The sequence below is a fragment of the Arthrobacter sp. 2RAF22 genome (genome assembly GCF_052115325.1).
GTDB lineage: Bacteria > Actinomycetota > Actinomycetes > Actinomycetales > Micrococcaceae > Arthrobacter.
Window position 1 is genome coordinate 86,799 of the sequence record NZ_JBFRGL010000018.1, and the last position, 13,454, is coordinate 100,252.

Here is a 13,454-nt window from a genome sequence, read left to right on the forward strand (position 1 = left end):
GCTCACTTATGCCGGGTTTTGGCCGGACGCTCGCTCACTCTTGGTTTAAAGGCCGGGGATCCTCCTGCGGATTATCTGCAGGAGGATCCTTTCGTTTGGGCTTGTTTGTGAGCGGGCGTTGCCGGGGGACGGCTTGTTTGTGAGCGGGCGTCGCCCGAAGCGATTAAGTTGTGCACAATTTAATTGTGAGCTATCGTTATTCCCATGAGTGAAGCCCCCCGCCTCGACCGCCAGGTCTGTTTCGCGCTGTATTCCGCTTCGAAGGCGGCCACGGCGGTCTACCGGCCGGTGCTGGACGAGCTTGGACTGACGTATCCGCAGTACCTCGTGATGCTGGTGCTCTGGGAGAACGAGCCTCGAAGCGTCCGGGAACTGGGTACCGAGCTGGGACTCGACTCGGGCACCCTGTCTCCGCTGCTCAAGAGGCTTGAAGCCATGGGCCTCGTGGAGCGCCGGCGTTCAGTAGAGGACGAGCGTCGCGTCGAGATCCACCTGAGCGACGCCGGGCGGGCGCTGAGTGCCCGGGCGGGGGCTGTTCCGCAGCGGCTCGCCGACGCCGCCGGCTTGAGCGCAGCCGAGCTCGCGCAGCTTCACGACACCCTGGGCCGGCTTACCGCCGCCCTCCATTCAGCCATCTGATCGTCCACCCCAGCACCTCCATCCCATCGAAGGAAAAGGAACCACAGTGAAGACTTTGTACGTAGCAGAGGCGCTTGCCTCCGGTGAAGGCCGCGAAGGCAACGCACGCACCAATGACGGCAAGTTGGACGTCACCCTCGCCAGCCCGGTGGAACTGGGCGGAAACGGCCAGGGCACTAATCCCGAGCAGCTCTTCGCCGCCGGATACGCGGCATGCTTCCACTCGGCACTCAGGCTGGTGGGACGCAAGGCCCGGGTGGATCTGACTGATTCCGCCGTGGCTGCCAAGATCCATTTCGGTGCCTTGGAGGGCAGCGAGGGATATGGCCTCGCCGCGGAGCTTGAGATCGCCCTGCCTGCCCTGGACCGCGAAACCGCCGAGCAGCTCGTGGCCAAGGCCCACCAGATCTGCCCCTACTCCAACGCGACCCGCGGGAACATCGCCGTCGACATCAAGCTTGTGGAGGTGGCCGCATGAGCGCCGCCGTTCCCACGAGCACCCGCGAAATCCAGCTGGCGTCCCGCCCGCAGGGACGCCCCGTCCAGGAGAACTTCCGGCTGGCAGAGACCGATCTGCCGGAGCTGCAGGACGGCCAGATCCTGGTCCGCAACGAGTTCATGTCGGTCGATCCCTACATGCGCGGCCGCATGAATGACACAAAGTCCTATTCGGCGCCTTTCCGGCTCGACGCAGCGCTCGACGGCGGTGCGGTGGGCGAGGTGATCGCGTCCCGTTCCGAGGCACTCAAGGTGGGTGACGTCGTCGTGCACCAGCTCGGCTGGCGCGAATATTCGGTGGTGGATGCGGCAAGCGCGACGCCGGTCCCGGCCGGACTGGCGCCGACGTCGGCGTTCCTCGGGGCGCTGGGCATGACGGGCCTGACGGCGTATGCCGGACTGCTCAAAGTGGCCGAGTTCAAAGCCGGGGACGTGGTCTTCGTTTCCGGTGCCGCCGGCGCGGTTGGTTCGATTGTCGGGCAGGTCGCCAAGGCCATGGGGGCCTCCAAGGTGATCGGCAGCGCCGGTTCCCCGGAGAAGGTGGCGCGTTTGCTGGAACTCGGCTTCGACGCGGCGTTCGACTACCACGACGGTCCGGTGGCGAAGCAACTGCGTGAAGCAGCGGGGGAGCGCGGCATTGACGTCTACTTCGACAACGTGGGCGGCGAACACCTCGAGGCTGCCCTCGCGGTCCTCACCGTGGGTGGCCGGGTGGCAATGTGCGGTGCCATTTCGCAGTACAACTCCACAGAGCCCACGCCGGGCCCGCGGAACCTGGCCTTGGCCATCGGAAAGCAATTGACCCTGCGTGGCTTCCTCGTGGGCGGCCAGCGCCAGCACGCCGCGGAGTTCGCCGGGAAGATGGCCGGATGGCTGGCCGATGGAACGGTCCGCTACGACGAGACGATCGTTGACGGACTGGAAAACGCGCCGAAGGCCTTCATCGACCTCCTGGATGGGGCCAATACCGGCAAGATGCTGGTCCGGCTGCACTGAGGGATTCCCGGCGCGAACTGGCGGCAGATGCCCGCAAAACGCGATTTTTGGGTCATCTGCTGCCWGTTCGCGCGCTTGGGAACGGGCATCCTAGGACCGTTCGCTGGGAGTTCCGCTACTGCTTGGTAACAAAAGCTCAACAATCTTCGGGTTGTTGGGCTTTTGTGTTACCCGGGTGTGTTCAATCCCACTAAAGTTGTGCCATCAGTGCGCCCCAGGCGCAGTGCTGCGAAGCATCAGTGAAAACAGAATTTCAGACTCGAGTTTTCGAAACGGACACTCATTGACCAACTGTCGTAGCATCAATCACTTTCTTCCTGGAGGAAAATTGAAGCAATCACTGCGTGCCACACTAAAGCGCGGTTCATTTGCGGGCGTCGCAACTGCGGGCGCCGCTGCACTTTTGCTGGCAGGCTGCGGTAGCGCACCGTCTGCTTCGAGCTCGGGCAGCGCCACCAAGTCGGACTACACCGCATGCATGGTGTCCGACTCCGGCGGCTTCGATGACAAGTCGTTCAACCAGTCAGGCTTCGAGGGCCTTCAGGCAGCAGCCAAGGACCTGAGCATCCAGGAGAAGCACGTCCAGTCCAAGGCCGACACGGACTACGACCCCAACCTTCGTTCCATGGTCCAACAAGGCTGCAAGCTGACGGTTACGGTCGGCTTCCTGCTTGGCGACGCCACGAAGAACATCGCGACGGCGAACCCCAACAGCCACTTCGCCATCATCGACTACTCGGACCCCACCTTCCCGAAGAACGTCAAGCCGATTGTCTATAACACTGCCCAGGCCGCGTTCCTGGCCGGGTACCTCGCCGCCGGCACGTCCAAAACGGGCAAGGTTGCGACCTTCGGTGGCCTCAACATCCCCACCGTGAGCATCTTCATGGATGGCTTCTCTGACGGCGTGAAGTACTACAACCAGAAGAAGGGCAAGTCCGTCCAGCTGCTTGGCTGGGACAAGGACAAGCAGGACGGAACGTTCGTCGGCGACTTCAAGCAGGTCGACAAGGGCAAGGTCCTCACCCAGGGATTCCTTGACCAGGGGGCGGACGTGGTCCTTCCCGTCGCTGGACCTGTTGGAGCGGGCGCCGGAAGCGCGATCCTTGACGCCAAGGCAAAGGGCACGGACGCAAAGCTGATCTGGGTCGACTCGGACGGCTACCTGACCGCACCCGCCTACAAGTCGGTCATCCTGACGTCGGTCCAGAAAACCATGGCGACGGCCGTGGAGACGGTCATCAAGGCCGACAAGGAAGGCAAGTTCGACCCCAGCCCGTATGTCGGCACCCTCGACAACGGGGGCGTGGCGCTTGCCCCGTTCCACGATCTCGACTCCGCTGTTCCGGCAGACATGAAGAGCGATCTTGACCAGTTGAAGAAGGACATCATCTCCGGCGCAGTCAAGGTCGAATCGAAGTCCAGCCCCAAGTAAAAATCCGGGCTAAACCGCATCGCGCTGCCCTTCAGCCGAGTTTTGGCAGAAGGGCAGCGCGTTCTGCGTTGCCTTCAATTTGCTCTTCGACACTCCTTTGCCGAGCACTATGCTGGGAGCACGGTGATGACGAGGAGCCATCCTTTATAGATGGGTTGGAGTTTTGAAACTCGAACTGAAAGGGATCACGAAACGCTTCGGGTCCCTTGTAGCCAATGACCACATCGATCTGGTGGTTGAACCCGGCCAAGTCCATTGCCTCCTGGGCGAAAACGGTGCCGGTAAATCCACCCTGATGAATGTCCTTTACGGACTCTACGACCCCAGCGACGGCGAAATCCTGGTCGACGGCAAGCCGGTCGTTTTCAAGGGTCCCGGCGATGCCATGGCGGCCGGGATCGGAATGGTCCACCAGCACTTCATGCTGATTCCGGTATTCACCGTCGCCGAAAACGTCGCGTTGGGAAACGAAGCCACCAAGGCAGCCGGTTTCCTGAACTTGGATGAAACCCGCCGGAGAATCTCCGAGATTTCCAAGCAATACGGGTTCCATGTCGACCCCGATGCCCTCGTGGAAGACCTGCCCGTGGGCGTCCAGCAACGGGTCGAGATCATCAAGGCACTCGTGCGCGACGCCGAAGTCCTGATTCTCGATGAACCGACCGCGGTTCTCACTCCGCAGGAAACCGATGAGCTCCTGGACATCATCCGCCAGCTCAAAGCAGCCGGAAAGTCAATTGTCTTCATTTCGCACAAATTGCGTGAGGTCAAGGAAATTTCGGACATCATCACGGTGATCCGGCGGGGGAAAGTGGTGGGCTCGGCCGATCCTTCGGCGTCCCCTACGGAACTCGCCTCGGCGATGGTTGGCCGCGCGGTCAGTCTGACCCTGGAAAAGAAACCCGCCCAACCGGGTGAAGCGACCTTCAAGGTCCGGGACCTTACGGTTGTGGACCACAATGGCCAGCACGTCGTGGACGGGCTGAGCTTCGACATCGCCAAGGGTGAAGTGCTCGCTATCGCCGGTGTCCAGGGCAACGGCCAGACGGAGCTCACGGAAGCCATCCTCGGCGTCCAGCAGCACGTCACGGGGTCCATCGTCCTCGACGGCGTCGAACTTCTCGGCAAGAGCGTCAAGCAGGTCTTGTCCGCCGGCGTCGGGTTCGTCCCTGAGGACCGCAAGATCGACGGCCTGGTGGGAACGTTCTCCATTTCCGAGAACATGATCCTGGACCTTTACGACAAGGCGCCTTTCGCCCAAGGCATCGGCATGAAACCGGCCTTGATTGCTTCGCACGCGGAGAAGAAGGTCGAGGAGTTCGATGTGCGGACGCCGTCGATCGATGTCGCCGTGGGTACGCTCTCCGGAGGCAACCAGCAAAAGGTGGTTCTGGCCCGGGAGCTCTCCAGGCCGTTGAGGCTCTTCATCGCATCGCAGCCCACCCGAGGGCTCGACGTCGGCTCCATCGAATTCGTGCACAAGCGGGTCATTGCCGAACGGGACAACGGAACTCCCGTGATGATCGTGTCCACCGAGCTCGATGAAGTGCTCGAACTCGCTGACAGGATCGCCGTCCTCTACCGGGGAAAGCTGGTCGGGATTGTTCCGGCCGGTACGTCCCGCGATGTGCTGGGCTTGATGATGGCCGGCGTTCCGGAACATGAGGCAGAACTGACTGCCCACAAGACCCTCGAGGGAGGAACCCATGTCTGAGTCCAATACCCCTCGACAGGAAAACGAGGCCGAGCCTGAGCGCCCGGAGACTCTGGACGACGAGGTCGTCCTGGATGTCGCGCTGGACACGGCCGACGGCGCAATGGCCCCGTCAGTCATCCCGGCTACCAGCCAAGGCGGACAGATCCCGCACGCCGCCGGTGGTTCGGTCTTCCGGCAGATCGTGACCGGAAACGCCATGGTCTCGGTGTTGTCCGTGCTCCTCGCGATTGTGCTCGGCGGAATCCTGATGGCCGTGACCAACCCCAAAGTCGCCGAGACAGCAGGTTACTTCTTCGCGCAGCCGGGGGACATGCTTACCGAGGTCTTCAGGCCCTACGTGGCGTTGGTCCAGGGCGCCATATTCAACTGGGCCGGGGCCGACGCCGCTGCCCAGCTGTACCCGATCACTGAGACCCTGACGGTGTCCACCCCCCTGATCCTGGCTGGACTCGGCGTGGCCCTGGCCTTCCGTGCCGGGCTGTTCAATATCGGTGCGCAAGGCCAGATCATCTTCGGTGCCCTGTTCGGCGCCTACGTGGGATTCACCTGGCACCTGCCCTTCCTGGTTCACCTGTTGCTTGTCATCGTTGCCGGATTCATCGGCGGCGCGGTGTGGGGCGGCGTCGTCGGGCTGCTCAAGGCCCGGACCGGTGCCCATGAGGTCATCGTGACCATCATGCTGAACTACATCGCGAACTTCCTGCTCCTGTTCCTGCTGACCACTCCCGCTTTCCAGCGCAAGGGCTCCACCAACCCGATCTCCCCCTTCCTTGACCAATCGGCACTGTTTCCGGAGTTGCTCGGACCCCAGTTCAGGCTCCATGCCGGATTCCTCTTGGCAGTGCTGGCAACGGTATTCGTCTGGTGGCTCCTGAAGCGCTCCACGCTCGGCTTTGAATTCCGGGCCGTGGGCGCCAACCAGAGCGCGGCACGCACCGCTGGAATCAACGTTCCCCGCGCCGTGATCCTGGTGATGGCGATTGCGGGTGCGCTTGCAGGCCTGGCCGGCATTGCGCAGGTATCCGGGACGGAGAAATACCTCTCGGGGGGCGTCGCGGCTTCCATTGGCTTCGATGCCATTACGGTCGCATTGCTCGGACGTTCGACGCCGTGGGGAACCTTCTTCGCCGGGCTCCTGTTCGGCGCGTTCCGCGCAGGAGGCGTCGCGATGCAGGCCGAAACCCAGACCCCCATCGACATCGTCCTGGTCATCCAGTCCTTGATCGTCCTGTTCATTGCGGCACCGCCGCTCGTGCGCGCGATCTTCGGACTGAACCCGCGCAAAAAGAAGAAGGCCACCGGCGGCCCCGGCTCCGGAACCATCCCCTCCGGAAAAATCGAGAGCGGAGCTGCAACAGCATGAGCACCACAACAACTCAGCCCGGCGGTGGCACACCCGCCGGCAACGCCCCGGCGAGCCCGGGAAAGACGGGCGCCACGGAGCTGGTGAGCTGGAAGGCCGGCATCGGATTGTCCCTCCTCGCAATCCTGGGAACCGTGCTGTTCGGTTTCATGTCCAATTCGAAATCGGCAGGCTTCGGCATTGCCGAGGCGGCCAATGAAGCGGCCTCAAGTGTCGCCGCTTTGGTCACGTTCGTCCTGGCCCTTCTGCTTTCGGCTGGACTCGGATATCTGTGGTTCGTCCGCCGTCGTTCAGGCCGCGCGTCGGGTTCAGGCCGCGCGTCAGTTTCCGGCACGGTACCCGGTTGGCTGCCCGCCTCCACCGTCGCCGCCGTCGTGGTCCTCGGCCTCGCCGCGCTCGGCGTGGCAAAGGTTTCAAAGGTCACGCTCTCTTCCGCGGCCATCGGCTGGATCGCCGCCGTGATTCTCCTGGGCCTGGCGGGCTACACGGTGTACCTCACCCAGGCGAAGAGGGCCGTACCCCGCTGGGTGGGCGGCACCTTTGCCGCCGTGTTCCTCATCGGGTTCATGGTCTGGATCGTGGCTGGCGGAAATGGCGATGAGCCGTCGATCTCCCTCGCCGGACTGATCGCAGGGTCCGTCACCTTGGCTGTGCCGCTGGTCTTCGGATCCCTTTCCGGCGTCCTGTGCGAACGCGTCGGCGTGGTCAACATTGCCATTGAGGGCCAGCTCCTGCTGGGCGCATTCTCGGCGGCCGTCGTTGCCACGGTGACGCACAACGTCTACGCCGGGCTGGTCGCGGCGGCCGTCGCCGGAACGCTTGTCTCCTTGGTCCTGGCCGTGGTCAGCATCAAGTACCTCGTCAACCAGATCATCGTCGGCGTCGTCCTCAACGTCCTCATCAGCGGACTGACGAGCTTCCTCTTTTCGACGCTGCTGACGGCGGACCCGGATGGACTCAACAAGCCGGGGCGCTTGCCTCCGGTGGACATTCCCTTCCTGTCCGATATCCCCATCATCGGCCCCATCCTGTTCCACCAGTCCCTCGTGGGCTATTTGATGTACATCGCAGTGATCGTCGTTTACCTCGGCCTCTTCCACACGAAGTGGGGGCTGCGCGTGCGGGCCGTCGGCGAGCATCCGCAGGCGGCCGACACCGTGGGCATCAACGTCAACCGGACCCGATTCTGGAACGTGCTCATGGGCGGTGCGATCGCGGGCATTGGCGGCTCGTTCTTCACGCTCGTATCCGTGGATGCGTTCAGCAAGGACATGTCCGGTGGCCGTGGGTATATCGCGTTGGCGGCATTGATCTTCGGGCGCTGGAACCCGATCGGCGCCTTCCTGGCGGCGTTGCTGTTCGGCTTCGCGGACAACCTGCAGAGCGTCATCACCATCATCGGATCGCCTGTGCCGAGCCAGTTCATGGCCATGTTGCCTTACGCCTTGACGGTCTTCGCCGTCGCTGGATTGGTGGGCAGGTCCCGGCCGCCGGCGGCGAGCGGCATACCGTACGTCAAGGGCTGACCGTGGCGCTCAAGGGTACCGAGGTGGACTGGGCGGCCCTCGAAGCCGCCGCGGTCGCCGCCATGGGGAAGGCCTACGCTCCGTATTCGAAGTTCCCGGTGGGGGCGGCTGCCCTCACCGAGAACGGGCGGATCGTCAGCGGATGCAATGTCGAGAACGCCAGCTATGGACTCACGCTGTGCGCCGAGTGCGCCCTGGTGGGGGACCTCCACATGGGTGGCGGCGGCAGATTGCGGGCGTTCTATTGCGTCGACGGCAAAGGCAATGTCCTCATGCCGTGCGGCCGTTGCAGGCAATTGCTGTATGAATTCCGGGCACCCGGCATGCAACTCATGACAACGCAGGGCATCAAGACCATGGACCAAGTGCTGCCAGATGCCTTCGGTCCCGACAACCTGGAGGAGAACCGGTGACACAGACTGAAGCTTTTGATGCCGTACAGATCATCAGCATCAAGCGGGACAAAGGAACCCTAAGCCCGGAGCAGATCGACTGGACGATCGATGCCTATACCCGCGGCGTCATTGCCGACGAGCAAATGGCAGCCCTGAACATGGCGATCCTGCTCAACGGGATGGACCGTGCCGAGATCTCGCGCTGGACCGAGGCGATGATCGCCTCGGGCGAGCGGATGGACTTCTCCAGCCTCCGGCGTCCCGACGGCGGCGTGAAAGCCACCACGGACAAACACTCCACCGGGGGTGTCGGGGACAAAATCACCCTTCCGCTGGCGCCGTTGGTGGCGGTCTTCGGGGTGGCGGTTCCCCAGCTTTCCGGGAGGGGACTGGGCCACACGGGTGGCACGCTCGACAAGCTCGAGGCGATCCCCGGATGGCGGGCGAACCTGAGCAACGAGGAAATCCTGGCCCAGCTGCAGGACGTGGGTGCGGTCATTTGCGCCGCCGGCACGGGTTTGGCTCCGGCGGACAAGAAGCTCTATGCCCTGCGCGACGTCACGGGCACCGTGGAAGCCATCCCCCTGATTGCCTCGTCCATCATGAGCAAGAAGATCGCCGAAGGCACGGGCTCCCTGGTGCTCGACGTGAAGGTGGGTTCCGGGGCATTCATGAAGGACGAAGCCCGTGCCCGGGAGCTTGCCGAAACCATGGTGGCCCTGGGCAAGGATGCGGGCGTCAATACGGTGGCCCTCCTGACCAACATGGGGACCCCGCTGGGCCTGACTGCGGGCAATGCCATCGAGGTGGAGGAATCGGTGGAGGTGCTTGCGGGCGGCGGTCCGGAAGACGTCGTCGAGCTGACCGTCAGGCTCGCCGAAGAGATGCTCGCCTGCGCCGGAGTGCACGACGCCGATCCCGCGGCCGCCCTCAGGGATGGCCGCGCGATGGATGTCTGGAACCGCATGATCGAAGCCCAGGGCGGCGATCCGCGCGCGGCCCTGCCCGTGGCCAGGGAATCCGAGGTCATCCCGGCTCCGGCCGACGGCGTCCTGGTGGAGCTCGACGCCTTGGCGGTGGGCGTGGCTGCGTGGCGCCTCGGCGCTGGACGCGCCCGGAAGGAAGACATCGTCCAGGCCGGCGCAGGGGTGCGGATGCACGCCAAACCGGGCGCCTTGGTCCGGGCGGGGGAGCCACTCATGACCCTCCTCACCGACACCCCGGAAAAGTTCGACAGGGCCAAGGAAGCCTTGGACGGGGCTGTGCTCATCGCGCCGGAAGGCTCACGGCCGGCGCAACGGCTCATCATCGACCGGATCTCCTAGGCTGATCTCCCGGGCATTCCGGAATGCCCGGGAGACATTCCCTGCGGCCATTCGTTAGGAAGACCGTGCAAGCCATCAACGACTTCATCCTCGCCGCGGCCGGGCAGCCTTGGGTCTTGCTCCTGGTTTTTGCCTGCTGCGTGATCGACGGTTTCTTCCCGCCCATTCCCAGCGAGTCGATGGTGGTGGGACTCGCGGCAGTCTCCGTGACCGCAGGGATGCCCAACACGTGGCTGCTGATCCTGGTGGGAGCCCTTGGGGCCTTCACAGGTGACAACATCGCCTACTTGATTGGGCGCAAAGTAGGTGTACGCCGATGGCGGTGGATGCGTTCCCAAAGGATGCAGGGTGCCTTCCGCTGGGCCGGGAGGGAACTACGACGGCGGGCCGCATCACTGATCATGGTGGCCCGGTTCATCCCCATCGGCCGGGTGGCCGTCAACCTCACAGCCGGAGCAACCCACTTCCCGCACGGCATGTTTGTGGCGCTCACGGCTATGTCCGCCGTCCTGTGGGCCAGTTATTCGGTGGCCATCGGTGTGTTCTTCGGCCAATGGTTCGAGCACAACCACCTGCTCGGGGCGGTCATCGCGATCGTCGCTGCCGTCATCCTGGGAATCATCGTGGACCGGATCATCAGCAAAGTCCGCGGGGCCACGCCCGCCACCGTAGAGGACGAAGAAACCGGGGAGCCCGAAGAGGAATCGGTCGTGTAGCAGGCACGGCAGGGGGGAGCCATCTCCTCCCTTGGTATGACGTGCCTGGCACCGGAAGATCCCTCCATGGGGGGATGCTTCCATTTCGACTTTCGAGCTAGCCTTAAATTGTGTTCCACCCGGCCGGGGCGTAGCGAACGACGCCCGGGCCGTGGGACACTGGATAGCGATCTATGTCACGCGACCGTGTGACTTTCCTTGAGGAGCAATGCCTGCGTGGACTTCATGAACCACATGCTCGAGCATGCCGCCGGGCAACCGTGGATCTACCCGGTGCTCCTGGTTTTCTTTTTCATCGACGGCTTTGCCACGATCCTTCCCAGTGAGACCGCGATCGTCGGGCTCTCGGCCCTTGCGATGCACCGGGGTGAGCCCAACCTGTGGCTCCTTGGCGCCACCGCGCTTGTCGGGGCCATGGCCGGCGACAACATGGCCTATATGCTGGGCCGCAAGATCGGCCTGGACCGCTGGAAATGGATGCGCAAGCCGAAGGTCCAGAAGATGTTCGCGTGGGCGCACTACGAGTTGGACAAGCGCGGCGCCGTGCTGATCTTCACCGCCCGGTATATCCCCTGGGGCCGGGTGGCGGTGAACTACGTCGCCGGACAGACCGGCTTCCGCCACAAGACCTTCTTCTTCCTGGACGCCTTCGCCTGCCTCACCTGGGTAGGCTATTCGATCGGCATTGGATCGCTGGCCGGCCACTGGGTGCACAACAACCCGCTCCTCGGCGTGGGGATTGCGGTGGCATTCGCCGTGGTACTCGGCGTCATCGTGGACCACAGCCTGCGTTGGTGGCACAAGCATCTCGAAAAGAAAGACGGCGAGAAGAAGGAAGCGGCCTCCGCGGAAGCAGCCGCAGCAGACGCGGGAACCGCGGTTAACGCGACGGCCGGCGTCGACCGCTCAAACCCTGCTGGCTAAGCTTCTTCCGTCCCCCTAGAGTTGAGACGTGACTGAGCCTATTGTTGATGCCGCCCCTGCCCTTGACTTCGACCTGAAGAGCCTGCCGAAAGTTTCCCTTCACGACCATCTGGACGGGGGACTGCGCCCGGCCACCATCATCGAGCTGGCGGAGGCCGTCGGCCACACTCTGCCTTCCACGGATCCCGTAGCGCTGGGCCAGTGGTTCCGTGAGTCCGCAGACTCCGGTTCTTTGGTCCGCTACCTCGAAACCTTTGACCACACGATTGCCGTCATGCAGACCAAGGAAGGCCTGGCGCGCGTCGCCAAGGAATTCGTCGAAGACCTGGCTGACGACGGCGTCGTGTACGGCGAGATCCGTTGGGCACCTGAGCAGCACCTGCAGAAGGGCCTCACCCTGGACGAGGTTGTGGACGCTGTCCAGGAAGGGCTCGACGCCGGCGTCGACGCCGTCGAGGAGTCAGGCCGCCAGATCCAGGTGGGCCAGCTCATCACGGCGATGCGCCACGCGGACCGCGGCCAGGAGATTGCCGAGCTCGCAGTGCGCCACCGCTACAACGGAGCTGTCGGCTTTGACATCGCCGGAGCCGAAGACGGTTTCCTGCCTTCCCGCTTCAAGGACGCGTTCACCTACCTGGCCGAGCACAACTTCCCGGCCACGGTCCACGCCGGCGAAGCCGCGGGCCTGGAAAGCATCCAGTCCGCCCTTGTGGACGGCCGCGCCCTGAGATTGGGTCACGGCGTGCGCATCGCGGAGGACATCACCGTTGAGTTCGAAGACGCCGAGGGCGAAGAAGCCGACGACGACGCCGAGGACACCGTCGGCATGGTCACCTTGGGTGAAGTGGCCGGCTGGGTCCGTGACCGTGGAATCGCGCTGGAAATCTGCCCTTCCTCCAACCTGCAGACCGGCGCGATCGCGAACTTCGGCGAAGGCATCGAGAACCACCCGCTGGACATGCTCTACCAGCTGGGCTTCAACGTCACGATCAACACGGACAACCGCCTTATGAGCGGTGTGACGCTCACGGACGAGTTCGAGCTTCTCGTGGAGACCTTCGACTACGATCTCGATGACCTCCTCGAACTGACCCTCAACGCCGCCGAGTCGTCGTTCCTGCCGTTGGACGAAAAAGAAGCGTTGGTGGAGTACATCAACGACGCCTACGCCAACCTTGGCTGAACAAACTCCTTCGGGTGCCAGTTCTCCTGAAAGTCCTGTCGTGGAGCTGCTGGGGACGATTGCCTCTTTGCGCGAGCACTGTCCTTGGATGGGGGCGCTGACCCACGAGTCCTTGGTCGAGTACCTGATCGAGGAAGCGTATGAGGTTGTCGATTCGATCGAGGCCGGCGCGTCCGGTTCCGATACATCCGACGAACTCCGCGGCGAGCTGGGCGACGTGCTGCTCCAAGTGGTGCTGCACGCCCGGCTCGCCGAGGAGCAAGGACAATTCACCTTCGACGACGTCGCGCGCGCCATCAYGGACAAGATGGTGCGGCGCAATCCCCACGTGTTCAAACCGGACGGGTCCTTGCAGGAATCCTTCCCGGCCACCGTGGAGGAGATCGTCGAAAAGTGGGACGCCGTGAAGAAGGCCGAGAAGCCCGGGCGTTCGGATCCCTTCGAAGGCATTCCACCGCACCTTCCCGCCCTCGCCTTGGCGCAAAAGTCGCTTGACCGCGCAGCCCGCTCAGAGCGCTCGGGCAGTCCTGAACGCGGCGGCCGTCCAGTCGCGGCGGTGGAGGTTCCCGACTCCGAAGCTGCGCTTGGAGACTTGCTGCTCGCCGTCGTCGCGGGCTCGCGGGAGAAGGGCTTCGACGCCGAACGGGCCCTGCGCGGTGCCGTCCGCCGATACCAGGGCCGCGACGGCGAAGCCACAAAACGTGAGGGTTCCGACGCTGTTCCGTAACCTTGGCCGG

General features: G+C 63.7%; 13 protein-coding genes. All 13 read left to right on the top strand.

The window, feature by feature from the left end; all coding sequences use genetic code 11:
- The first annotated feature begins 204 nt into the window (after positions 1–204).
- The 13 genes from AB4068_RS13580 to AB4068_RS13640 all read left to right on the top strand — a co-directional run bounded on the left by AB4068_RS13580 (position 205) and on the right by AB4068_RS13640 (position 13,444).
- Positions 205–639, top strand: a complete 435-nt coding sequence (locus AB4068_RS13580; RefSeq protein ID WP_284992005.1) for a MarR family winged helix-turn-helix transcriptional regulator — start codon at positions 205–207, stop codon at positions 637–639.
- 46 nt (positions 640–685) lie between these two features.
- The gene (locus tag AB4068_RS13585; RefSeq protein ID WP_059387986.1) at positions 686–1,117 is read left to right on the top strand and encodes an organic hydroperoxide resistance protein; all 432 of its coding nucleotides are present in this window, start codon (positions 686–688) and stop codon (positions 1,115–1,117) included.
- Complete coding sequence (locus AB4068_RS13590; RefSeq protein WP_284992003.1) at positions 1,114–2,133, top strand: NADP-dependent oxidoreductase; 1,020 nt, start codon at positions 1,114–1,116, stop codon at positions 2,131–2,133. Before AB4068_RS13585 ends, AB4068_RS13590 begins: the two co-directional genes overlap by 4 nt.
- 328 nt (positions 2,134–2,461) lie before the next feature.
- Positions 2,462–3,568 (top strand): BMP family lipoprotein, encoded by a 1,107-nt coding sequence (locus tag AB4068_RS13595; RefSeq protein WP_172465512.1) that lies wholly within the window; start codon positions 2,462–2,464, stop codon positions 3,566–3,568.
- Between the two features lie 163 nt (positions 3,569–3,731).
- Positions 3,732–5,282 (top strand): ABC transporter ATP-binding protein, encoded by a 1,551-nt coding sequence (locus AB4068_RS13600; RefSeq protein ID WP_284990383.1) that lies wholly within the window; start codon positions 3,732–3,734, stop codon positions 5,280–5,282.
- Positions 5,275–6,648, top strand: a complete 1,374-nt coding sequence (locus AB4068_RS13605) for an ABC transporter permease (protein ID WP_059387983.1) — start codon at positions 5,275–5,277, stop codon at positions 6,646–6,648. The genes AB4068_RS13600 and AB4068_RS13605 overlap by 8 nt, the downstream gene beginning before the upstream one ends.
- Positions 6,645–8,174 carry an ABC transporter permease gene (locus AB4068_RS13610; RefSeq protein WP_441433659.1) on the top strand — a complete coding sequence of 510 codons (1,530 nt, stop codon included), beginning with the start codon at positions 6,645–6,647 and terminating at the stop codon, positions 8,172–8,174. The genes AB4068_RS13605 and AB4068_RS13610 overlap by 4 nt, the downstream gene beginning before the upstream one ends.
- Positions 8,175–8,176: 2 nt before the next feature.
- Positions 8,177–8,587 (top strand): cytidine deaminase, encoded by a 411-nt coding sequence (locus tag AB4068_RS13615; RefSeq protein WP_441433660.1) that lies wholly within the window; start codon positions 8,177–8,179, stop codon positions 8,585–8,587.
- Positions 8,584–9,894, top strand: a complete 1,311-nt coding sequence (locus AB4068_RS13620; RefSeq protein WP_306961126.1) for a thymidine phosphorylase — start codon at positions 8,584–8,586, stop codon at positions 9,892–9,894. The genes AB4068_RS13615 and AB4068_RS13620 overlap by 4 nt, the downstream gene beginning before the upstream one ends.
- Before the next feature lie 65 nt (positions 9,895–9,959).
- Positions 9,960–10,610, top strand: coding sequence for a DedA family protein (locus AB4068_RS13625; protein WP_059387978.1), 651 nt, complete (start codon positions 9,960–9,962; stop codon positions 10,608–10,610).
- A gap of 234 nt (positions 10,611–10,844) precedes the next feature.
- Entirely contained in the window at positions 10,845–11,534 is a 690-nt protein-coding gene (locus AB4068_RS13630) for a DedA family protein (protein WP_332601836.1), read from the top strand.
- Between the two features lie 28 nt (positions 11,535–11,562).
- A complete protein-coding gene (locus tag AB4068_RS13635; RefSeq protein WP_059387977.1) occupies positions 11,563–12,717 on the top strand; it encodes an adenosine deaminase in 1,155 nt (384 codons plus the stop codon).
- 88 nt (positions 12,718–12,805) lie between these two features.
- Positions 12,806–13,444 (top strand): MazG nucleotide pyrophosphohydrolase domain-containing protein, encoded by a 639-nt coding sequence (locus AB4068_RS13640; protein ID WP_441433661.1) that lies wholly within the window; start codon positions 12,806–12,808, stop codon positions 13,442–13,444.
- The last annotated feature ends 10 nt before the right edge of the window (positions 13,445–13,454 follow it).

Bases quoted from the DNA above. Each gene is read 5' to 3' on its own strand.
- AB4068_RS13580 (WP_284992005.1), top strand. From the start codon at position 205: ATGAGTGAAGCCCCCCGCCTCGACCGCCAGGTCTGTTTCGCGCTGTAT.
- AB4068_RS13590 (WP_284992003.1), top strand. From the start codon at position 1,114: ATGAGCGCCGCCGTTCCCACGAGCACCCGCGAAATCCAGCTGGCGTCC.
- AB4068_RS13605 (WP_059387983.1), top strand. From the start codon at position 5,275: ATGTCTGAGTCCAATACCCCTCGACAGGAAAACGAGGCCGAGCCTGAG.
- AB4068_RS13630 (WP_332601836.1), top strand. From the start codon at position 10,845: ATGCTCGAGCATGCCGCCGGGCAACCGTGGATCTACCCGGTGCTCCTG.
- AB4068_RS13610 (WP_441433659.1), top strand. From the start codon at position 6,645: ATGAGCACCACAACAACTCAGCCCGGCGGTGGCACACCCGCCGGCAAC.